We start from the raw sequence: 23,540 nt of genomic DNA, 5'->3' as shown, positions 1-23,540 counted from the left end.
AAAAATTAAATTTTAAGCAGTTTTACAGTATCGAGATGAATGGCATCTACAGTTTCATTGGTGAATTTGTAGTGGCCTCTTGTTGTAATTAACCTAAAACGATAAGATTTAAGTTGACTCAGAGTGTTTAGGAATAACCATTTAGATTTCAGTAGCTTAGGTTTTTCAGATTTTAAGCTTAGATCAAAAATGTGCTTACGTCCTTCCTTTTCTGCAACAATATCTGGGGTGATATCTATATCACTTCCTTTTTTGTGATAAGATTTAGGGGTTTCATAACCCTCTATATCTGCCTTAATATTACTGTATCCTAAATTCTCTAAATAACTAATAGAGTTACTTAATTCTGTGCTGTATTTTATTTTATCTTCTGGAATCATAACCTATAATATAATGATTTTTCACTATAAAATCAAATTTCATACTGATTTTTAGAGTTTTCGGGTGGCTTATACCCTTATTTGACCATCGCCAAATACATAATATTTATTAGTTACTAACTGCTTTAAACCTAATGGGCCTCTGTGGTGTAATTTATCTGTGCTAATTGCTAATTCTGCACCAACACCCATTTGGCCACCGTCAGTAAATCGGGTAGAGGCATTATGGTAAACAGCTGCACTATCTACATTATTCATAAAAGTTAAAGCCTCATTTTTATCTTCAGTTATGATGGCTGCTGAATGTTTGCCTGAGTACTTATTAATCATTTCTGTAGCTTCATCAATAGTGTCAACTGAAGCAATGAGAAGTTTCAATGCCAAAAATTCTTCAAACCAAATGCTGTCTTCAGATACTTTGCTGACATTCTCTAATACCTTAGAAACACTTTCATCAGCTATTATTTCAACCTTATACTGCTCTAGCTTTTGTTGCAGCATAGCTAATTTAGTTTCATACTCTGGAATGTTCTTATTGATAAGTACTTTATCTAGCGCATTACATCCTGAAATTTTATCGGTTTTAGCATTAATAATTACATTAACGGCTTTGCTCCAATCTGCTTTTTCAGAAACATACAAGAAATTATTTCCCCTACCACTAACTAAAACGGCACATGTAGCATGAGTTTTTACGAATTCAATAAGTCGCTCTCCACCTCTTGGTACTATTAAATCTAAAGGTTCAGTTGGATTTCTAAGAAATTCTTGCGTTTCTTCACGTTTTAAGTGTAATAACTTAATCCAATCTTTAGATAAACCGTTTTCAGTTAAAGCTTCATGCCAACATTGTTCTAAAATAATATTACTGTTATAGGCTTCTTTACCACCTTTTAGCAAAATTTTGTTATTGGCCTTAAAGGCTAAAACTGCAGCTTCAATAGTTACATCTGGTCGAGACTCATATATGATAAGAATAGTTCCGAATGGTGCTGTAGTATTTACAATGTTTAGTCCATTCTTTAAGGTTCTATTTGAAATTTCTTGTCCAACAGGATCGTCTTGAAGTCTTACGGAATTTACAGCTTCAATCATTTCATCAACCTTTTTGTTGTTCACGATTAAACGATCAAAAAGCGCTTGGTCTTCCTTTTGAAAAGCTTCTAAATCTTTTTTGTTAGCATCAATAATGGCATCGCGTTTACGATCCAGAATTTCTGCCATGGATTTTAATACGTTGTTTTTTATATCTGTATTTAAAAGTTTCATAAATTTTATTTTTAGGCACTAATAAATTTAGTACCAACTTGTTTGTTATTAATTATATCTACAATTACATTTTCGCGTTTACCGTTAGCAATGTAAGTAGGTATATCTTTATTAGCAGTTCCTTTGGCTATCTTTAATTTTGAAGCCATACCGCCACGACCTTCGCCTTCTTTTTTGTCTGAAGCACAGACATATTTTTCTACGTTTTGGTCTGTTTTCACGACGTTTAATTTTCTTGATTCCTCGTCATCAGGATGACCTGTATAGAGGCCATCGGTATCTGATAAAATAATTAAACGATCTGCATCTAAAAGCTCAGCAACTAAACTTGCTAACTCATCATTATCCGAAAACATTGACATGGTTAAGGATACTGCATCATCTTCATTAGCGATAGGAATGACTCCCTCGGCTAATAAGCCTTCATAACAATTAATCATGTTTTGTCTGTGTTTTCCAGGATCGAAGTCACGCTTTGTAGCTAATATTTGAGCACAACGCATTCCGTAGTCATGGAAAATACTGTAGTAATGACGCATCATTCTTGGTTGTCCAACTGCCGAATAAACTTGCCGTCTTATAGATTTATCATCAATTTTAGTATCTCCTAAAACTTCCATTCCTGCAATTGCAGAACCTGAAGACACTAGGATTACCATAATATCTTCTTCATATAATACGGCTATTTGGCGTACTAATTCTCTTAGGACTGGTCCTAAAATTCTATTGTCTTTATTGGTTAAAACGTTGGTTCCTACTTTTACGACCACACGTTTAATATCATCTTTCATTTTATTTGTTTTTTCCTAATTCAACTGCTCTATCAAACGCAGCATAAGCTGCATCTTGAATAAGTTGTTTTACATTGTTGTCTTCCATTGAGTCTATTGCTGCTTGGGTTGTTCCTCCTTTAGAGGCCACTTTATCAATCCAACGTTCTGGTGAAATATCAGATTGGTTAAACAATTCAATAGCACCTTCAAAAGTATTGCTTACAAGCACTTTAGAATCATAGTCTGAAAAGCCCATTTTCTGAGCAGCTTCTAGCATAGATTGCATAAAGTAAAATACGTAGGCTGGTCCACTACCAGAAATACCTGTTGAGGCATCAATAAATTTTTCAGTATCTACATGGATAGACGTTCCTGTGGTATCTAATAGGTGTCTTACCATTAAAAGTTCTACTCGCGATATAGCTTTTGAACCTGTATAAGATGTAACTCCTTTACCAACTTTTGCAGGTAGATTAGGCATAGTTCTAATAACTTTTTTTATGCCCAAACCTTTTTGAATAGTGTCTATACTTACACCTGCCATTAACGATACAAATATTTGCTCGTTGTTGATTAAAGGTTTCATATCTTTAAATAATCCTTCGCAGTGATATGGTTTTACTGCTAAGAATATAATGTCTGATTTAGGTAAACCATCTTCAAGAGATGTGTATACATCAAACTTTTGAGTCTTTCTTAGACGCTCAATTGTGTTAGGATCTGTATCGTAGATTCTTAACTTTTGTTTTCCTAATAAAGAAGAATCAGCCATTCCTTCTGAATAGGTTAAGCCCATATTTCCGGCACCTATTACTAATACTTTCATAATTAAATTTTAATTAAACTTTACTTGTCAGTCGCTATATAAGCCACAAACACTGTGCGATAGTGCCAAATAGAAAAACAGATTTGAAGAATTTAGGAGTCTCAAACAATTCTTGCGAAATCTTAACATATTGAAAAGTAATAGAAGAAATATTTAGCAATATGAAAATTGAAGACAATTGAAAAAGGGTTAATTGTGACAGTATGTCGGTGACATATTGTAAGTTTTTCACAATTAACCCTATCAAAACACAATTGTTTTGTGTTGAATTTTAATTATTTCTGAGCTAGACCTCTAGTAAGCCAACCTCTTTTATTAGCTGTAGCAATAGCGTATGGTGTTATCCAGAATAATCCAAAAGTATAAAAAATACTATATGTGTAGGCCCAAAAACCTTGTAATGATTTATATCTATTAAAAAAGAATAATAAAGAGAAAGTAGATAAAATTAAAATAGTTATCAAAGTAGATCCTATAAATAGCAAAGGGTGAACTACTACAAAAAAGAGCATAAATATTAAAAATGGATAGCTCATTAACAATCTTGAAAATTGACTAATAAAAAGTAGTCTTATCCCTAATTTAGAATCTTGCCTGAAATTTGAGAATACATATTTAGCCATTTCTAGATTTTCACGTACGTTACTGCGTCCCCATCTAATAAACATTTTATAAAGTCCAGGATATTTTTCAGGGACATTAGTGTAGGCAACTGCATTACGTTGAAAAAGTACATGTTTACCTTGTTTTAAAATCATGTTTGTCATGGCTCTATCTTCACCAATGTCTGAAGGCTGTCCCATAAACTTTTGATTAATCCATTCTGGTAGGCACTGCATTACAGCAGTTTTTCTATATGCAGCTAATGCACCAGGTGTACAGAGTACAGAGTTAAGATTGCTTTCTGCGGAACGCACAAATTCAAAACTCATTACAAAACTAACATCCAACATTTTAGGAAGCATCTCTTTTTTGTTATTCAGGACTCTAATGTTGCCTGCAACTGCACCACACTGTTCATTTTTTACAAAAGGGCTAACTAAGTTTCTAATAGTATCTTCTGTAACAATAGAATCACTATCTACAGTTACAAAAATATCACCAGTTCCTACATTAAACCCACGGTACAATGCATGACGTTTTCCTTTGTTTTCTGGTTGTTGAAATATATCTAATCTGCTACCTAATTCCTCTTTCGCCTTCAGCATCCAATCCCAAGTGTCATCTAAGCTTCCATCATCAATTGATAATAATTGAATTTTTTCTTTAGGATAATTGCTTTTAGCAAGACTTATTAAAGTGTCGTATACTTGTTTACCTTCGTTGTATGCAGGAACAATTATTGTACAAGTTGGAAGCTCATTATCCTTAACTGATTTTATAGGTTTGTATTTAATGTAATTATACCCTGTATATAAAAAGAAAAGTGCTCTGTAAATGAATAGGGCAGTTGCGATGATAATAAATGTGAGACCAAGGGTAGATGCTCTTCGTTCTGCATTGAATTGTTCAAAATCTCCATGAAACACGGAGAAAAAATAAATTCCGATAAGAATTAAAATAAATGTACTTATCAGAACTGTTCTATTCTGCGGGCTTTCAGTTTTTCCTTTACTGTGGAAAAACCCATTTAATTTGTTAATAGATTTTTGAAAGAAGTTTTTTCTTCTTTTTGGATACGTATTTTTTGTTGTCATATAAGAGGGTATTAATTAAAGATATACTTTATCTACGCTCTTAAAATTGCTTTTAGACTTTCATAAACTGTTATTTAAGAAAATTTTATAATAACATTATGATTTGCAAAAAATAAAAGTTTCCAAAAAGATATTCTTTTTGGAAACTTTAAAATATTTAATGATAGTTAAAAGAAATTAATCTTCCTTTCTATTATCTCTAGGTTTTCTATCGTCTCTACGATTATCTCTATTGCGATTATCACGTCCACGATTGTCTCTGTTACCACCTTTATTGTTGTCACGCTTTGGTCTATCTTGCCAACCTTCAGGTTTTGGTAAAATAGCTTTACGAGACACTTTTTCCTTCTTCGTTCTTGGGTCAACTCCGAAGTATTTTACATCAAATACATCTCCCATGTTTACAACATCAGATACATTTTCTGTACGCTCCCAAGCAAGCTCACTTACGTGTAATAAAACCTCATTTCCTGGTGCTTCAGTATATTCTACCACAGCTCCAAAATCTAACATTTTAATCACTTTTACTTCGTAGATGCTACCAACTTCAGGTTTGAATAACATAGCATCGATGCGAGCTAATACAGCATCAATACCTTCAGAACCAACTCCTAAGATTTCAACGATACCTTCTTCAGTTACAGGATCTTCATTGATAACAATAGTAGTTTCTGTTTCTTTCTGTAATTCTTGAATGTTTTTACCACCAGGGCCAATAAGTGCTCCAATAAATTCATTTGGAATACGTCTTGTAACCATTTTCGGAGCATGACCTTTAACGTCAGCATTCGGCGTAGCAATAGTATCTGTTAATTTTCCAAGAATGTGCATACGACCTTCCTTAGCTTGGTTTAAAGCGTTTACTAAAATCTCGTAGCTTAAGCCTTTGATCTTAATATCCATTTGACAAGCAGTAATACCGTCTTCTGTACCTGTTACTTTAAAATCCATATCACCTAAATGATCTTCATCACCTAAGATATCAGATAAAACAGCGTAACGTTCACCATCAGAAATTAATCCCATAGCGATACCAGATACAGGTTTAATCATTTGTACACCAGCATCCATCAATGCCATTGTACCAGCACATACTGTAGCCATAGAAGACGAACCATTAGATTCTAATACTTCTGAAACTACACGTACTGTATAAGGACAATCATCAGGAACCATACGTTTTAAAGCACGTTGAGCTAAGTTACCATGACCGATTTCACGACGAGAAGTTCCTCTTAAAGGTCTTGCTTCACCAGTTGAAAATGGTGGGAAGTTATAGTGTAAATAGAAACGCTCTTCACCTTCTAATGATGGGTTGTCTACAACATTAGCCTCACGAGATGTTCCTAAAGTAACGGTTGCTAAAGCTTGAGTTTCCCCACGTGTGAATATTGAAGAACCATGTGTAGAAGGTAAGTAATCTACTTCACACCAAATAGGTCTTACTTCTGTAGTTTTACGACCGTCTAAACGGATACCTTGTTCTAGTACTAAGTTACGTACGGCTTCTTTCTGTACTTTACTAAAGTATTTAGAAACCAATCCACCAACTTCTTCAAGTTCCTCTTCAGTATATTCTGCTTTTAAAGCTTCTTTTACTTCGGAAAAAGCTAAACCTCTATCGTGTTTTGATGATGCACCTTTAGCAATGTCGTAACATTTTTCGTAAGCAAAAGCTTTTACTTTTTCTAATATAGTTTCGTCTTCTGGCTCAGGCTCATAGTCACGAGTTTCTTTTTTACCAACTTGAGCAACTAAACGTTTTTGAGCTTCGATTTGAACTTTAATAGCTTCGTGAGCAACCTTGATTGCTTCAACCATTTCTTCTTCTGAGATCTCGCTCATTTCACCTTCAACCATCATCACAGAATCTTCTGAAGCACCAATAACCATATCGATGTCTGACTGTTCTAATTGTGATAAACTAGGGTTGATAATAAATTCTCCATTAAGTCTAGCAACACGTACTTCTGAAATAGGAGTTTCAAAAGGAATGTCACTTAATTGAATTGCAGCTGATGCAGCCAAACCAGCTAAGGCATCTGGCATAACATCTTTGTCTAAAGACATTAACTGAATCATAACTTGAGTTTCAGCATGATAATCTTTAGGGAATAATGGACGTAACACACGATCTACGATACGCATTACTAAAATTTCTTCAGTGCTTGGACGTGCTTCACGCTTAAAGAATCCACCTGGATAACGTCCTGCAGCAGCAAATTTTTCACGGTAATCTACCGTTAATGGTAAAAAGTCTACGTTTGCAGCTTCATAGTTAGAAACTACAGTACAAAGTAGCATGGTTTCACCCGATTGTACAACAACAGAGCCATGTGCCTGTTTTGCAAGTTTTCCGGTTTCAATAGAGATTTCTCTACCATCACCAAGGTCAATGACCTCTTTGTAAGTTTTTGGAATCATAAATTTTTAATTCAAGTACTAAAAGTTTTTCCTGTTAGTACAAAGTTAAACAAAGGTCGTTGTGTTGTTGTGTGTAGTTGTTGTTTTTTGACCAATGAAAAACCGTATTTAGCTTCTTCAATTCCGATGGTTATACTCGTTCGAAAGCGAGTTGATATAAATGAAAAAAAGAGGCGCGAAGCCTCTTTTTCTGATTATTTTCTTAATCCTAATTCTTTTACTATTGCACGGTATCTTAAGATATCCTTTTTAGTTAAGTAATCTAGTAAAGCACGACGCTTACCTACTAACTTTACAAGAGAACGCTCAGAGTTAAAATCTTTACGATTTTGTTTTAAGTGCTCTGTTAAATGGTTAATTCTGTAAGTGAATAATGCAATTTGTCCTTCAGCAGAACCCGTATCGTTCTTTCCTTTACCGTGTTTTGTGAAGATTTCTTCTTTCTTTTCTTTTGATAAATACATGCTAATATTATTGTAAATGATTTTTATGTACTCGAAAGCCTTTCTTTCGAGCGGCAAATATAATGTTTTTTTGTCATTTAGTATTTTTTTCGTAACTTTTTATAATTGATTTTTGACTTTATGGTTTTGTAAATCAATAGCATCCCCTTGCTAATCTGTGGCTTTCAATAATTATTTTAAAATTATATGTATGAAAGTTTCAAACCCTCAGCGGAATTTCTTCAATGCTTTTGACGTCCTAGAACGCATTTTTAATAATACATATAATGGTATTGCTATAGTAAACCTTGAAGGAGATTGGTTAAAGGTTAATGAAAGTGTCTGTGATATTTTTGGGTATACCAGATGGGAACTCTTCAATATGGATATTAATAACATCATATATATTGAGGATTTAGGTGTACATCAAAAGAAATATGATAAACTGGTACGAGGAAAAATTGATAAATACCGTGTTAAGCAACGCTATTTTCATAAGGATGGTTCTGTAATTTGGGTGTTAATCTATGTGTCACTTGTGTATTTTAAGGAAGGTAGACCACATATGATATGGCAGTTTACGGATATTACCAAAAGACAAAAAAGTCAGTATAAGCTAAAAGCTATGCTTAGTGTAGCTCAAGAACAAAATGAACGGTTAACTTCTTTTGCAGATATTGTTACACACAATCTAAGGTCTCATTCAGGTAATTTGGCAACATTGTCAAGTTTTTTGGAAGGCGATATTTCAAATCTTCAAACCAATGAAAATTATTTGTTGCTTAAAACAGCAATTGAAAATTTACAAGAAACTGTATCTCATTTAACGGAAGTAGCAAAAATCAGACAAATTGAACCTTCTAAATTAAAAAATCTAAATCTATATGATTACATAGAGAAAGCTATGTATAACATTATTGCCTTAGCACAAAATGCTGAAGCTACTATATATAATGAATTACCTGACGATATTTTTATTAAAGGAATTCCTGCTTATTTAGATAGTATAGTTTTAAATTTTCTTACGAATGCAATAAAATATAGATCGGATAAAAGGCCTTTGGTTATAGAACTAAGCACGGAAGTAGATGAAGAATATGTAGCTCTGAAAATAAAAGATAATGGATTAGGAATTGACTTAGAAAAGTATGGTAAGATGTTATTTCAGATGTACAAGACTTTTCATAATAAGGAAGATTCTATAGGTTTAGGGTTGTTTATTACAAAGAACCATATAGAGTCTTTAGGCGGCAAAGTGATTGTAGAGAGTAGGGTTGATGTTGGTACGGAGTTTACCATTTATTTTAAGAAAGGTTTAAGAGTCGATTAATGATTTGAGGTCATCTTTTGTTTATTTGAACTCTTTTTAACATGTTGTAGGGTATAATTTTACATGCATGAAAATGCTATATCCTCAAAGTAAGTTCCCCAACACTTACGATGCTTTAGAGCAAGTTTTTAATGATACCTACAACGGAATTGCTGTTTTAAATTTAGAAGGAAGTTGGCTAAAAGTCAATGACAGCCTTTGTAAATTATTAGGTTATTCTAAAGACGAGTTATACAATATCAGTGTTAAGGATATTGTCTTAAAAGAAGACTTAAATGTTCATGCCAAAAAATATAATAAGCTAATAGAAGGTCAAATTGCGGACTATCAAGTTGAGCAGCGATTTTTTTCTAAAAGTGGTGAAATTATTTGGATGCTAATCTCAGTTTCTTTGAATAATAATGAGCATGGCATTCCACATAGAATGATATGGCAATTTATTGATATTTCTGAGCGAAAAAAGAATCAGCAAAAACTAAAAATGAAGTTCAATCTTGTTCAAGATAAAAATGAACGACTAAATTCTTTTGCGGATATTACTACTCATAATTTAAGATCACATTCTGGCAATTTAGCAACATTGATAGAATTTTTAGAAACAGATTTTCCTTGGATAAACGATAACGATAATTTTTCAACTTTAAAATTAGCAGCTCAAAATTTACAAGAAACCGTTTCCCATTTATCTGACGTTGCTCAAAGTAAAAGAGTGATTAATAAAAGCGAAATTGAAGATTTAAATTTATTCGATTATTCCGAGAAGGCAATCTATAATATAACTGCTCTTGCTAAAAGTACGAATGCTATAATTTTAAATAACATTGATAAAAATCATCATGTTAAGGGCATTCCGGCGTACTTAGATAGTATAATTTTAAACTTTCTTACTAATGCTATAAAATATAGATCTGAAAAAAGAGTTCCTCAGATTGAATTGACCTCTAGTATCCAAAAAGATTATGTTGTATTGAATATAAAGGATAATGGTTTGGGTATTGATATGAAAAAGTTTGGAGATAAAATATTTCAAATCTATAAAACCTTCCATTGTAATGATGATGCTAGAGGAATAGGATTATTTATTACTAAAAATCATATTGAATCACTAGGCGGAAAAGTGATTGTAGATAGTAAAGTAGATGTTGGTACAGAATTTTCAATTTTTCTGAAGAAAGGAAAATAATTTTTTTCAATGATTTAAACCTTTTTTATGTAGGCTGGTCTTAACAGTATATTAACAAAAAAGCGTAATCATGAAAAAAATTAATTCAATCAGCACATTTTTATTTAGTTTCCTAGTATTAAGCTTGGTTTTTACTTCGTGTAGTGAAAATGAGGAAACAATTGAGACCGAAAATCAGCTAGAAAACACTTTAGAAGTTCAAAGATCGGCTGAGATAGATCAAATTGATAACATTTTAGGAGATCTAATTATTCAAGTTTATGAAGATCAAGAATCAGATTTAGCTGATAGAACAATTCAAGCAAATAATATACCTAGTTGTATTACCATAACTGTTGTGGCCGAACAAAACTATAGAGCAGTAACGGTGGACTTTGGTACTGATGGTTGCTTATTCAATGGTCACCTAGTTAGAGGTCAAATCATTTTTGATTATACTAGAGATCCCGAAGCCCAGCAAATTACTATAAATTATAATTTAGTAGACTTTTACTTAGATGCCAAGAATATTATAGCAAGTCGCTCTATTCTTAAAGAATTATCCAACGAAAATGGTAATCCACAATTTACGCACGATTTAAGTATTACAGTAATTTGGCCAAATGGAGTTCAAGCTTCAAGAGAAGGTACAAAAATTAGAGAATGGGTAGAAGGTTTTGGTTCTGGTGCTTTTTCAGATAATGTTTTTGAAATAACAGGCAATTGGACCTCAACTTTTCTGAATGGAAATACACATACTTACGAGGTTATTATACCTTTACGTAGAGAAATAGGTTGTACTTATTTTGTGAGCGGATCCTTTGATGTACAACGCACCAATTTTGGTGGACTTTTTGATTATGGAGAAGGAGAATGCGATAATCAAGCAACCTTTACATTTAATAATGGAGAAGAAATAGGTGTAACATTAAACTAAAAAAAAGAGAACCAACTGGTTCTCTTTTTTTTTTTGATGTTTTAAGCTCTCAAAGGTTGATTCTTTATCAAATCAATATAGAGGTTTATTTTATTTTTTAGATCTCTACGGTGAGATATGAAATCTAAGAAACCGTGCTCTAGTAAAAATTCTGAAGTTTGAAAACCTTCAGGTAATTCTTTTCCTGTTGTATCTCTTACAACTCTTGGTCCTGCAAATCCAATTAAAGCGCCAGGCTCAGCAATATTGATATCACCTAACATAGCAAAAGATGCTGTTGTACCACCTGTTGTAGGATCGGTACATAAAGAAATATAAGGAATGCCTGCATCTGCTAATTGTGCAAGCTTTACTGAAGTCTTAGCTAACTGCATTAGAGATAAAGCAGCCTCCATCATACGAGCACCTCCAGATTTACTAATAATCATAAAAGGTGTTTTCTTTTTTAGAGCATAGTCTGCTGCACGTGCAATTTTTTCACCAACAACACTTCCCATAGATCCACCAATAAATGCAAAGTCCATACAAGCAATCACTAAATCTTGACCTTTAGATTTACCAACAGCACAGCGTACAGCATCTTTAAGATTAGTTTTTGCTTGTGCTGCTTTTAAGCGTTCTGGGTATTTCTTTGTGTCGACAAATTTTAATGGGTCTTTAGAATTTAAGTCAGCATCTAGCTCTTTAAACTCATTATCATCAAAAAGAATTTCAAAATATTCTTTACTGCCTATTCTAACATGGTAACCATCTTCAGGGCTAACGTAAAAATTCTGTTCTAATTCTTTTGTGTCTATAATTTTACCAGTCGGTGATTTGTACCACAGACCTTTTGGGGTGTCTTTTTTTTCTTCGGTAGAAGTTTGTATGCCTTTATCTTTTCTTTTAAACCAAGCCATATAAATTTTTAGATTTTGGATCCTTTGACAAGTCTCAGGATGATTTTTGATTAAGAATTAAAAAATAACCTTAATCGAGTTAGTTATTCAAAAATTTAAGTCTACAAAATTACGATTTTATTAATTACAACTCAAAAATTGAAAAAACTATCTGAACATTCTCATTCGATATAAAATGAAAAACCCACTAAAACTTTGATTTTAAGTCCTAATGGGTTTTCAAACTATTAAGAAACTTCTATAATGTATCTACATTATTTAAATCTTCGAATGCTTTTTTAAGTCTTTCAACGAAAGCTTCTTCGCCTTTTCTTAACCAAACACGAGGGTCGTAGTATTTTTTATTAGGGACATCTTCGCCTTCTGGATTTCCTATTTGAGTTTGAAGATAATCACTCTTATCTTGTACATAATCTCTAACTCCGCTTAAGAAAGCCCATTGCATATCTGTATCAATGTTCATTTTTATAACACCATAGCTTATACCTTCTCTAATTTCTTCTAGAGTAGAACCAGAACCACCATGAAATACAAAATCGATATGATTATGACCAACTCCGTATTTTTCAGAAATATAATCTTGAGAATTCTTAAGAATTTTTGGAGTTAATTTTACGTTACCTGGTTTATAAACACCATGAACATTACCAAAAGCAGCCGCAATAGTAAATTGATCACTTACTTTACTCAATTCTTCATAAGCGTAGGCAACTTCTTCTGGTTGTGTGTATAATTTAGAATCGTCTACATCTGTATTGTCTACACCATCTTCTTCACCACCAGTAATACCAAGTTCAATTTCTAAAGTCATGCCCATTTTGCTCATGCGCTCTAGGTACTGTTTACAAATCTCAATATTTTCTTCGATTGGTTCTTCAGAAAGATCAATCATATGAGAACTGTAAAGAGGTTTTCCTGTTTCTTCAAAGTGCTTTTCGCTAGCATCTAATAAACCGTCTATCCAAGGTAATAGTTTTTTAGCACAATGGTCCGTATGCAAAATTACAGGTACTCCGTAAGCTTCTGCCATATGATGTACATGCTTAGCACCAGCAACAGCACCAGCAATAGCACCTTTCTGATCTTCATTACCAAGACCTTTACCTGCATTAAATTGCGCACCACCATTTGAAAATTGAATGATAACAGGTGCATTTAAAGATTTTGCGGTTTCCAAAACACCATTGATTGTGTTAGATCCAATGACATTTACAGCTGGTAAGGCAAAGCCTTTTTCTTTAGCTAATTTGAAAATTTCTTGAACTTCTCTACCTGTTGCAACACCAGGTTTAATATTGTGACTCATAATTTTATGATTGAAAATTAGATATCAAAAATACGATTTTTAACCTTAAAATCAGGTGGTTTTTATAATAAGATTTAAGATAAAATATCGAAAACGTTGTAGAAAGTAAGGGGTGTTTCTTAGGCTTAGAATGGGTAATTAATACCAATATTATAAACGGCATTTCTGAAATTGTAATCCGTAAACCATCTATTATTTTCTTCTAAAGCTGGGTTATAGGTTTTAAAACCGACATCAAATCGTAAAACGAAGAAATCAAAGTCATAACGAAGACCAAACCCTGAGCCTACAGCAATATCTTTTAAAGAACTTAAACTGTCAAATGTAGCGGCTTCTTCAGTAACGTTATCCATTACATTCCAAATATTACCAGCATCAACAAAAAGAGCACCTTTAAAATTTCCAAAAAGGCTAAAACGTTGCTCGGCACTTAAATGAATTTTGAAGTTAGCTTCATTAAACTCGTTTGTGGTTCTAGAACTACCAGGTCCTAGGTTATAGGCTCTCCATGCACGGTTGTCGTTTGGTCCTCCAGCAAAGAAACTTTTAGCAAACGGAATACTATTGGAGTTACCATAAGGAATGGCTATACCTGCGTAACTTCTAAAGGCAAAAATGTTATTTCTTCCTAAGTCAAAGTATTTTACGTAATCTATTTCAGTTTTAAAATATTGCGAAAAGACTACACCCAAAGCTTCATAATTGCCATCCTCATTTTTTGGTAAACTCAATAAACTCGAAATATTAGAAAGTGTATTACCAGCCAATTCCACTCTCCATCTAAAGACAGAAAAGTCATTATCGAAAATATTTTGACGTCTATCTTTTTTGTATGAAAAACTGGTAGAAAAAATCAAGTTATTTTCAGTCAACCTATCCTTACGTTCTTGAATATTATTTACTGTTACATAGTCATTGTCATTTGGTGATAAACTCGTATCGCCTGAAAGCACATCACTTATAAATACGTCTGCTGGTGAGAATGGGTTTGTAAGTTCTGGGTCTTCTAAACTTTCATCATTACCTATATAATTTATGTTTCTCGCTATGTTATTTAGTCTGCTAAAAGAGTTGGAGTACACACCAAAATAATTACTTGTATTTAGGTTTTTTACGTATTGAACATTAAACAACTCTAAATTATTTGTGACTGTACGAGATGGATACCAATTATAACTTAAAACACCAGATAGCGTTTGTTTGTCTAAGCCTATGTTTTGCTGACTAGTCGCAGAAAGGCTAATAACTGTACTAGGCGACATATATTTAGGGATAATTTTGTCCGTGTTAAATGGGGTAAACAATCTAGGGATTGTCAATCGTATGTTGCCTCCGAACTCATTAATGTCAAAAAAGGTACTCCTATTGTCTGAAGCATCATCAGAAGCTCCAATAGCAGCAATACCATTCAATTCTAAAGTTTCAGCACCTCTAAAAACATTCCTGATTTTTAGTCCTGTACTGAATGAAAACCCAATGGTCTGAATATTACTTTGTGTAACATCAAAATTAAAACCTAAATCATATTTTTTTCTTGGCGCTAAATATATGTTTGCGGTTAAGGTTGTGTCATTTTCATTTTCAACATATTCAACGCTAGGGTAAGTAAACATCTGTAAGTCGTTGAGGTATCGTGATGTTCTGCTTCTAGCTAAGTCGCTATAAATATCACCTTTGTTTATAAAAATAGCATCTGTAAGTGCTTTGGGTCTAAATCGTAATTTTTCTTTGCTATATAAGGTGTAATCTTTATAAACGGTTGTGTCTTTAATGGCTTTGAACCTATTATCAAAATTATCATCAGTGAAAATATTAACCTCTTTAATTTTGTAAGCTTTAAAAGGAACCGTAGCCGTTGAGTCATCTCCTCTTATCCTTCTATTTGAGATTATAATATCAGTGTTGATTTTTTTGTTGGTATTAATGGTATCCATTTCGTAACGGATATAATCTTGTCCGAAGTAATAAAAACCCGAATTTCTTAGATAAGTATTGATGCGATCGCGCTCAGCTTCAAAATTATTTTCGTCATATTGCTCACCTTTTTTTAGTAAGGATGCCTTCATAAATTTTGGATAAAGCGAATCTATACTAGCACTACTAATTACTGGATTTAGAGAGTCTAAAATATAAGGTGTGTTTCTTGTAACTTTATAAGTCACTTTAGCCTTTTTATTACTGTCTTTTTCAACTTCATAGTTTACCTCATTATCAAACCAACCTTTACTGAAATAATATTTTCTAAGGTTAGTTGCTGTTTTTTCTGTTTTATCTTCATTAAAAATCACAGGAGCTTCACCAGTACGTTTCAGCCAACTATTGAAGTTTTTTCTAAATTCTATGTCTTTGTCGAACTGTTTCTTAGATAATAATTTGGTCTTCCATTTTACTTTAGAAGAATCACTTAAAACTTTAGCTTCAATTATAGAATCTATGTTAGGTCTTGCTAAATTGTAGATATGCAGCCTAAGAGGAAAACTAAAAAAACCATTTACACCTGTATTGGTTTTTTGGATGACGATATTATTAATTTGCTCATCAGTAGTTTTTTTATCGTCTTCAAGAATAGTGTTTTCGATTATAAGATGTTCTCCTTCTTTAACACGTTTTACAACGCTACAAGAGGTAAAAGAGATAATCATAGAGGCCAATACAATACATTGACAAATTAGCTTTTGTCGTTTAGAAAATGAAAATGTACCTGTTGGAAAACTCAAAAGTTACCGCTTTAAATTTTGATAATGTATTGGTAAACAAAAATAATACCATTGTAGCTTAAAATTATCGGACTTAAATAAATATTAAGCTTAAATAATTTCAAAAAGGTTTACTTTGTAATTAATAAGCAAAGAAAAGATATTTTAATGTTATCAAAGAACCAAATAAAGTTAATTAAGAGTTTAGGTCAAAAAAAAAATAGACAACAATTGGGTTTATTTACGGTTGAAGGTATAAAAGGTATCAATGAGTTTCTTGATTCAGATTTTGAACTCGAAAGTCTTTTTACAACAGAATTGATTTTTGATACTTCTGCAAACAAAACAAATGAGATTTCAGAGATAGAGCTTAAAAAAGTATCATCTTTAAAAAATCCTAATACAGCTTTAGCGATTTTTAAAATTCCAAAACCAGTTCAGCCTTCTAATGATGGATTAATAGTGGTTTTAGATGATGTTAGAGATCCAGGTAATTTAGGAACTATTATTCGTCTTTGTGATTGGTATGGAGTAGAGGATTTGGTATGCAGTAAGGCAACCGTAGATTGTTACAATTCTAAAGTGGTACAAGCAACCATGGGATCTTTAACACGAGTAAATGTGGTTTATTTAGATTTGGAAGATTATCTAAAATCCCAAAAAAATAGTTTTGGCACATTTATGTCTGGTGAAAATATTTACACAACAAATTTGCCCGAAACAGGTGTTGTAATTTTAGGAAATGAGGCTAACGGGATTTCCGAAAACATAAAATCTATGGTTGAAAGAAAAATAACCATTCCTCAATTTGGGAAAAACCAAACTACTGAAAGTCTTAATGTAGCTAACGCTACAGCAATAATTCTAAGCGAATTTAAGCGACGAACTATTGAAAAGTAAAATTAATAAAGATACCTCGAGTCTGCATTTTGGCAACATTGCCTGTCCAAGGACTATTAGGGTCTGCATCTCTTACAATTTCATCATTCATGGCAAAAACACCTCTTATTGAAGGTGAAAATTTGAAGTATAATAGGTAGAAATCAATTCCAAAACCAATTTCATAAAAATAGGTGGTTTTGGTCATTCTAAATTCCCCAACACTATTATCGTCTGGGTTATCTTGATTGCTAGAGAGGTTCAAAGCCATGGAAACTCCACCAACTATAAAAGGTTTAAAGTTATTGACGCGTTTAGTAGAAGCCTTAATTAATAAAGGAATATGAACATAAGTAGATTTTACTTCGCGTAATAAATCCGAATTATTATACTCCATACCCTGAAAATAACTTTCAGAATATTGCAAGTTTCTTGTTGTGAAAAATACACCAGGTTCTAATCGAAGGTTAAAATAATCATTGATTCTCACGTCACCAATAAGACCTAAATGAAAACCTGTGGTTTTGTCTACAAGAATATCTTCTCGGTTTTCATTATACTGAAATTTGAAATCATAACTGTTGAAACCTAAAAAATAACCCCAAGACAAAGGTTTCATGTCAATATTGTCAACACTATTAGCAACTCTTTCCTTTGTAAATAATTGTGCAGATGTACTTTGAAACGCTAACAGAGATATTATTAAGATGGCAATGTGCTTCATACTATGCTTTAGATGCTATGTAAATTGTAGCCACACCCATAGTTTGTGGCTTGTCTTCGACATTTATAAACCCAATTTTTCTTAAAATATTGTTCAAAGCTTCACCATAAGGAAAAACAGATGCCGATTCACTGAGATATTTGTACGCAACTCTGTCTTTAGAAAATAGTTTTCCTATTGTAGGTAAAATAAATTTGGAATAAATACCGTATCCAAATTTATATAAAGGATTAGTTGGTACAGAGGTTTCTAAAATAACAAATCTACCATTTGGCTTTAATACTCTTAAAATTTCAGAAAGCCCTTTTTCTAAGTTTTCAAAATTTCTAACACCAAAAGCGACGGTAATAGCGTCAAAGGTGTTATCATCAAAAGGCAAGTCTTCAGAATCACCAATAACCATAGAGATAGTGTCGCTAAGATTTTTTGAAGCTACTTTTTTCCTACCGACTTCTAGCATGCCGTCACTGATATCTAAACCAATTATTTCCTTAGCATTTGTAGAAGTGAGGTTAATAGCTAAGTCGCCAGTTCCAGTAGCAATATCAAGTATATTTTCAGGTTGAGTTTCAGCAACAAGCTTAACTACTTTTTTGCGCCATTTTACATCAATTCCAAATGAAATAACACGATTCAATCCATCATATTCATTAGATATTGTATCAAACATTTGGGTAACCTGAGCCTTTTTGGATTGGTCACTATCTTTATATGGATTTACTTTTTCAGCCATTAAAATTTTTTGGCAAATATATGCATAAGTTATAAGTACTTAAAGCAGACAAGAATTTATTGTTTTCAAAACAAATTGACTTATAATAGTTCAAACAAAATGAAAACAGTTAAGAGTTTAGCTACAGTTACAACTTCTTAGTATATTTGTCTATCTTTTTAATAATTAACAATGAAAATAATTATAGCTGGTGCGGGAGAAGTTGGATTTCATTTAGCAAAATTATTATCCTACGAATCACAGGAGATAACACTTATTGATACCAATAAAGGAAGTCTGACTTATGCAGGTGAGCATTTAGATATTAAAACCATAAAAGGAGATGCAACGTCAATAGCCATTTTAAAAGAAGGGAGAATTGACAGTGCAGAGCTCTTTATAGCTGTAACATCTTCTGAAACAACTAATATTACAGCCAGTGTATTGGCTAAACAATTAGGTGCCAAACGTACCATTGCTCGTATTTCTAATACCGAGTTTATTGAAAATAAAGAAGAGGTTGGGTTTTCTAAGTTCGGAATAGATGAATTGATTTCACCGGAAGCCTTGGCTGCATCTGAGATTGAATTATTATTAAATCAGTACGGTTTTAATGACACTTATGAGTTTGAAGGAGGAGCTTTAACGATGCTTGGATTGCGTTTGTCAAGAACCGCGAGTTTTGTTGATAAAACAGTGAAAGAAGCTGCTGAATTATATTCTGAATTACATTTTATACCTATTGCAATTCAGCGTTATGCAACGCAATATACTATAATACCAAGAGGTGATACCATTTTTAAAGAAGGTGATAAGGTTGTTTTTATCACTTCTGAAGGTGGTGATGAAGAGCTATTCAGACTTTCAGGAAAAGTGAAAGTAGATATTAGAAACGTAATGATTTTAGGAGGTAGCCAAATAGGTCATAAAACAGCTAAAGATCTTTGTGCTAGTAAGTTTAATGTAAAACTTGTAGAAAGCAAAAGAGATACCGCCGAAGATTTAGCTGAAGAATTACCTAATGCACTTGTTATTTGTGGAGATGGTAGAAATGTAGACATTCTTGATGAAGAAAATATTTCGGATATGGATGCTTTTATTTCTGTAACCGGAAATTCGGAAACCAATATTATGTCTTGTCTCCTTGCAAAATCTAAAGGAGTAAAGAAAACCATTGCTTTAGTAGAGAATATGGATTATTATCAATTATCTCAATCTATAGGCATTGACACCTTGATTAACAAAAAGCTCTTAGCAGCGAACAATATTTTTAGATACATCAGAAAAGGTGAGGTAGTTGCTATGACTAAGCTTACCAATATGAATGCTGAACTTCTTGAATTTGTTGTAAAACCAAATTCTAAAATCACTAATAAGGTTGTAAAAGATCTTAATTTTCCGAGGTCTGCTATTTTTGGTGGTGTTATTAGGGATGGGGAAGGTATAATTCCATTAGGTAGCTTTAAGATTGAGGCTGGAGATCGTGTTGTAGTGTGTTGTTTACCACGTTCTATTTCTGAAGTAGAAGCCTTTTTTGCATAGATATTATGTCTAGAATAAAACTCAATTATAAAATCATTTTTCATTTTTTTGGACTACTTCTGTTGTTCAATGGTGGTTTTATGCTTATAGCGACATTGATTAGTCTTATCTATGATGATGGAGTTACCCTCAATTTATTTTTAGCAGGATTAGCGACACTTTTAATTGGTTCGTTTGTAATGATAGGTACAAGAAACCATAGAAAGGAGATGAACAAGCGTGAAGGTTATATGGTGGTAGCTTTTGGGTGGATTGTTATGTCGCTTTCAGGAACTTTACCCTATTTGGTAACCGAATCTATACCAACTTTTACAGGTGCCTTTTTTGAAACGATGTCTGGTTATACAACCACAGGAGCTAGTATTCTCAATGATATTGAGATTATTCCAAAAGGTGTATTGTTTTGGAGAAGTACAACACACTGGATTGGCGGTATGGGAATTATCGTATTAGCAATTGCTATTTTACCGTTACTGGGAGTAGGTGGAATGCAGTTATTTGCTGCTGAAGCTCCTGGGCCAAGTGGTGATAAATTACATCCTAGAATTACAGATACAGCAAAGCGTTTATGGCTAATATATGTAGGCTACACAGCTGCGGAAACTATTCTTTTACAAGTAGCAGGTATGTCCTTTTTCGACGCTATCAATCATGCATTAAGTACATTGTCAACTGGTGGTTTTTCTACAAAAAATGCAAGCGTAGCGTATTGGAATGATAATCCAGCAATACAGTACATTATAATATTCTTTATGTTTTTGGCAGGAACAAATTTTGTTCTAAGCTATTATTTGTTCAAAGGGAAAGTAGCCAAAATTATTAAAGATGAAGAGTTTAAACTCTACTTTAAGTTTATAGCAATTTTTACGGTTATTGCTGCCTTACTGATTTATTTTAGGGCGGATGTTTCTATCTCATCTATAGAACACCCCATGGTTTTAGGAGAATTTGAAAGTGCATTTAGACATGCTCTATTTCAGGTATTAACAGTAATTACAACAACAGGCTTTGTGTCTGCTGATTATACATTGTGGACACCATTTTTAACGGTTTTCTTTTTTGGCTTAATGTTTTTAGGTGGCTCAGCAGGAAGTACATCTGGAGGTGTAAAAGTAGTGCGACATTTGATTTTGATAAAAAATGGCTTTTTGGAATTTAAAAGATCATTACATCCTAATGCTATAGTACCTGTACGATATAATATGAAGTCTATTTCTAAAGACATTGTATTTAACGTTCTAGGTTTCTTTATACTATATATGTTATCTTTTATTGTTGGTGCGTTGGTATTCTCTATGTTCCAAATGGATTTTGAATCTGCTATAGGGCTCTCGGCCTCAAGTTTAGGAAATGTAGGTCCAGCATTGGGACAATTTGGGCCAGTAAATAATTATGCTGCATTACCGCCTTTAGGTCAATGGTGGGCATCATTTTTAATGCTTATTGGGCGTTTAGAATTGTTTACAGTACTTATTTTGTTGACGCCTTTTTTCTGGCGTAACAGATAAATTTAATTTTTTTTCAAAAAAATAAATTTACAGCTAGCCTATATTTTTACTGATATTTCATTGGTTTTTGATTATATTTTTTGTTAAGCGCTGTAGTTCAGTGTGTAACATTTTTTGTAGTTATGCGTCATATCTGTGTAACCAATTAAAATAATCAATCATGGAATTAGTATTAAATCAAGAATTAGAATTTGTACCAGAACCCATTGAGGTGTCTCAAAACTCATCAAGAGGATTATTAAACTCTAATTACAAATCTGTTGTGAAGCACAACTTTAGTAAGTCTACAGCAAAGTCCGTTTTCGGAATTAGACAGCGAATTAAGTCTTCACAATTTAATAAAGTAGATCACGTAGCAGCACTATTAAAACTGTCAGTTTTTGCTACAATTCTTATAGCACTATTTTAAAAGAATAGTTATATACAAGACCTTTTAACTGACACTTTTTTTAAAGTGTCTTTTAGTTTAGACCTTTCACCTTTTAAGTTCTTTTGCTATGTCATCAAATTCAATGCAGGTTATAAACTTTAACAGAAATCAACTTTCTCAAAGAGAAAAGTTTAAGTACACACTTGGTGGTTATAAAGAAGGGAAAACAACCGAATATAATTTACCTAAAGCTACAGTTAAGCAGCTTAAAAGTATTAGGAAAAGACTTGTAGAAGAACAAAAGATAAGAATGTTTAAAGTAATACTAGTTACAGCTATTATTTTTTTAATGCTGTTATGGGTATTCTTATTTTCTGCAGATGGATTTGTTCAACTATTAACCTATTAATTATAAAAAAAGCTATAATGAAATAATATCATTATAGCTTTTTAGTTTTTTTAGTATTGAAAGAATACTTAGCTCAAAACTTCTTTAATACGTTTTATAGCTTCTTTAATATTATCTTCTGAAGCTGCATAAGAAATACGGATACAATCAGGATTTCCAAAAGCTTCTCCTGTAACGGTAGCTACATGAGCTTCTTCTAGTAAGAACAAAGACATATCAGAAGCATTATTTATCGTTTTTCCTTTTATGGTTTTTCCAAAGAAAGCCGAAACATTAGGGAATACATAAAAAGCTCCTTCTGGTTCATTGGTTTTAAAACCATCAATTTCACCAAGAAGATCAAGTATTAATTTTCTGCGTTCTTTAAACTTATCAACCATATATTTTACGCTAGAAGCAGGTGCTTCTAATGCTGTAATAACAGCACGTTGGGCAATACAATTGGCTCCACTGGTAACTTGGCCTTGTATTTTATTACAAGCTCTAGCAATCCAATCTGGTGCACCAATGTAACCAATTCTCCAACCTGTCATGGCAAATGCTTTAGATACACCATTCACCGTAATAGTTCTGTCGTACATATCTTCAAACTGAGCCATACTAAAGTGACCACCAACAAAATTGATGTGCTCATAAATTTCATCAGAAACCACATAAATGTTAGGATGTTTCTGAAGTACATCAGCTAAAGCTCTTAATTCATCTTCGCTATAAACAGATCCACTAGGATTACAAGGAGAACTGTACCAAATCATTTTGGTTTTTGGGGTAATGGCAGCTTCTAATTGTTCGGCTGTCATTTTGAAATCATTATCAATAGATGTTTTTACTTCAACAGGTACACCGTCATTTAGTTTAACAATGTCGCTGTAGCTTACCCAATAAGGACAAGGTAAAATAACTTCATCACCTTCATTTAGCATAACAGAAGCAATGTTGTATAATGCCTGTTTAGCACCAGTAGAAACCACTATCTGAGGTAATGTGTATGAAAGATTATTATCTCTTTTGAATTTTGTAATAATAGCTTCTTTAAGCTCTACATAACCATCAACAGGTGTATAGCTGTTATAGTTTTGGTTTATAGCTTCAATAGCAGCTTCTTTGATAAAATCGGGAGTGTCAAAGTCTGGCTCTCCTAAGCTAAGTCCAATAATATCTTTTCCCTCGGCTCTAAGCTCTCTAGCTTTCGCTGCCATAGCAAGGGTGGCTGAAGTTGATAGATTATTAATTCTATCTGATAGTTGATTCATG

General features: G+C 32.8%; 21 protein-coding genes. 8 read left to right on the top strand and 13 right to left on the bottom strand.

Features of this window, described 5'->3' with window-relative positions:
- Positions 1-5: 5 nt before the first annotated feature.
- The 7 genes from QGM60_RS01920 to rpsO all read right to left on the bottom strand — a co-directional run bounded on the left by QGM60_RS01920 (position 6) and on the right by rpsO (position 7,833).
- Positions 6-380 (bottom strand): hypothetical protein, encoded by a 375-nt coding sequence (locus tag QGM60_RS01920; RefSeq protein ID WP_281138543.1) that lies wholly within the window; start codon positions 378-380, stop codon positions 6-8.
- A 69-nt stretch (positions 381-449) separates the two neighbouring features.
- Positions 450-1,649, bottom strand: a complete 1,200-nt coding sequence (locus QGM60_RS01915) for a glutamate-5-semialdehyde dehydrogenase (RefSeq protein WP_281138542.1) — start codon at positions 1,647-1,649, stop codon at positions 450-452.
- 11 nt (positions 1,650-1,660) lie between these two features.
- A complete protein-coding gene (gene proB / locus QGM60_RS01910) occupies positions 1,661-2,440 on the bottom strand; it encodes a glutamate 5-kinase (RefSeq protein ID WP_281138541.1) in 780 nt (259 codons plus the stop codon).
- A 1-nt stretch (position 2,441) separates the two neighbouring features.
- On the bottom strand, positions 2,442-3,248 hold the full coding sequence (gene proC / locus QGM60_RS01905; protein ID WP_281138540.1) for a pyrroline-5-carboxylate reductase: 807 nt from the start codon (positions 3,246-3,248) through the stop codon (positions 2,442-2,444).
- Between the two features lie 275 nt (positions 3,249-3,523).
- Positions 3,524-4,945 carry a glycosyltransferase family 2 protein gene (locus QGM60_RS01900; protein WP_281138539.1) on the bottom strand — a complete coding sequence of 474 codons (1,422 nt, stop codon included), beginning with the start codon at positions 4,943-4,945 and terminating at the stop codon, positions 3,524-3,526.
- 177 nt (positions 4,946-5,122) lie between these two features.
- The gene (locus QGM60_RS01895; protein ID WP_281138538.1) at positions 5,123-7,369 is read right to left on the bottom strand and encodes a polyribonucleotide nucleotidyltransferase; all 2,247 of its coding nucleotides are present in this window, start codon (positions 7,367-7,369) and stop codon (positions 5,123-5,125) included.
- A 194-nt stretch (positions 7,370-7,563) separates the two neighbouring features.
- Positions 7,564-7,833: a 30S ribosomal protein S15 gene (gene rpsO / locus QGM60_RS01890; RefSeq protein WP_281138537.1), complete on the bottom strand. Its 270-nt coding sequence runs from the start codon at positions 7,831-7,833 to the stop codon at positions 7,564-7,566.
- Between the two features lie 190 nt (positions 7,834-8,023).
- On the opposite strand from rpsO, the gene QGM60_RS01885 reads away from it, so the two are divergent.
- The 3 genes from QGM60_RS01885 (at position 8,024) to QGM60_RS01875 (ending at position 11,241) form a co-directional block, all read left to right on the top strand.
- Positions 8,024-9,142, top strand: a complete 1,119-nt coding sequence (locus QGM60_RS01885; protein WP_281138536.1) for a sensor histidine kinase — start codon at positions 8,024-8,026, stop codon at positions 9,140-9,142.
- 67 nt (positions 9,143-9,209) lie between these two features.
- Positions 9,210-10,325 carry a sensor histidine kinase gene (locus tag QGM60_RS01880; protein WP_281138535.1) on the top strand — a complete coding sequence of 372 codons (1,116 nt, stop codon included), beginning with the start codon at positions 9,210-9,212 and terminating at the stop codon, positions 10,323-10,325.
- A 70-nt stretch (positions 10,326-10,395) separates the two neighbouring features.
- Positions 10,396-11,241, top strand: coding sequence for a hypothetical protein (locus QGM60_RS01875; RefSeq protein WP_281138534.1), 846 nt, complete (start codon positions 10,396-10,398; stop codon positions 11,239-11,241).
- 41 nt (positions 11,242-11,282) lie between these two features.
- On the opposite strand, the gene accD is transcribed toward QGM60_RS01875, so the two are convergent.
- The 3 genes from accD to QGM60_RS01860 all read right to left on the bottom strand — a co-directional run bounded on the left by accD (position 11,283) and on the right by QGM60_RS01860 (position 16,163).
- Complete coding sequence (accD, locus tag QGM60_RS01870) at positions 11,283-12,140, bottom strand: acetyl-CoA carboxylase, carboxyltransferase subunit beta (RefSeq protein WP_281138533.1); 858 nt, start codon at positions 12,138-12,140, stop codon at positions 11,283-11,285.
- Positions 12,141-12,378: 238 nt separating this feature from the next.
- The gene (gene fbaA, locus QGM60_RS01865; RefSeq protein WP_281138532.1) at positions 12,379-13,446 is read right to left on the bottom strand and encodes a class II fructose-bisphosphate aldolase; all 1,068 of its coding nucleotides are present in this window, start codon (positions 13,444-13,446) and stop codon (positions 12,379-12,381) included.
- A 125-nt stretch (positions 13,447-13,571) separates the two neighbouring features.
- Entirely contained in the window at positions 13,572-16,163 is a 2,592-nt protein-coding gene (locus QGM60_RS01860; RefSeq protein WP_348634881.1) for a BamA/TamA family outer membrane protein, read from the bottom strand.
- Positions 16,164-16,310: 147 nt separating this feature from the next.
- Here QGM60_RS01860 and QGM60_RS01855 point away from each other — a divergent pair, with 147 nt between their 5' ends.
- Positions 16,311-17,042: an RNA methyltransferase gene (locus QGM60_RS01855; protein ID WP_281138531.1), complete on the top strand. Its 732-nt coding sequence runs from the start codon at positions 16,311-16,313 to the stop codon at positions 17,040-17,042.
- Here QGM60_RS01855 and QGM60_RS01850 read toward each other — a convergent pair.
- Both QGM60_RS01850 and ubiE read right to left on the bottom strand, forming a co-directional pair.
- Positions 17,029-17,745, bottom strand: a complete 717-nt coding sequence (locus tag QGM60_RS01850; protein WP_281138530.1) for a porin family protein — start codon at positions 17,743-17,745, stop codon at positions 17,029-17,031. The genes QGM60_RS01855 and QGM60_RS01850 overlap by 14 nt on opposite strands.
- Before the next feature lies 1 nt (position 17,746).
- Positions 17,747-18,478: a bifunctional demethylmenaquinone methyltransferase/2-methoxy-6-polyprenyl-1,4-benzoquinol methylase UbiE gene (gene ubiE / locus QGM60_RS01845; RefSeq protein WP_281138529.1), complete on the bottom strand. Its 732-nt coding sequence runs from the start codon at positions 18,476-18,478 to the stop codon at positions 17,747-17,749.
- Positions 18,479-18,649: 171 nt separating this feature from the next.
- Here ubiE and trkA point away from each other — a divergent pair, with 171 nt between their 5' ends.
- The 4 genes from trkA (at position 18,650) to QGM60_RS01825 (ending at position 22,286) form a co-directional block, all read left to right on the top strand.
- Positions 18,650-19,999, top strand: a complete 1,350-nt coding sequence (trkA, locus tag QGM60_RS01840) for a Trk system potassium transporter TrkA (protein WP_281138528.1) — start codon at positions 18,650-18,652, stop codon at positions 19,997-19,999.
- A 5-nt stretch (positions 20,000-20,004) separates the two neighbouring features.
- Positions 20,005-21,507: a potassium transporter TrkG gene (locus QGM60_RS01835; protein WP_281138527.1), complete on the top strand. Its 1,503-nt coding sequence runs from the start codon at positions 20,005-20,007 to the stop codon at positions 21,505-21,507.
- Between the two features lie 160 nt (positions 21,508-21,667).
- A complete protein-coding gene (locus QGM60_RS01830; protein ID WP_281138526.1) occupies positions 21,668-21,916 on the top strand; it encodes a hypothetical protein in 249 nt (82 codons plus the stop codon).
- Between the two features lie 88 nt (positions 21,917-22,004).
- Entirely contained in the window at positions 22,005-22,286 is a 282-nt protein-coding gene (locus QGM60_RS01825) for a hypothetical protein (protein WP_281138525.1), read from the top strand.
- Between the two features lie 68 nt (positions 22,287-22,354).
- Here the strand turns inward: QGM60_RS01825 and QGM60_RS01820 are convergent, their stop codons facing one another.
- Positions 22,355-23,539, bottom strand: a complete 1,185-nt coding sequence (locus QGM60_RS01820; RefSeq protein ID WP_281138524.1) for a pyridoxal phosphate-dependent aminotransferase — start codon at positions 23,537-23,539, stop codon at positions 22,355-22,357.
- Between the last annotated feature and the right edge of the window lies 1 nt (position 23,540).

Source organism: Winogradskyella sp. SYSU M77433, assembly GCF_029911945.1.
Classification (GTDB): Bacteria; Bacteroidota; Bacteroidia; order Flavobacteriales; family Flavobacteriaceae; genus Winogradskyella.
Note: the sequence above shows the minus strand (reverse complement) of the source record. Positions and strands in the feature narration are given on the sequence as shown.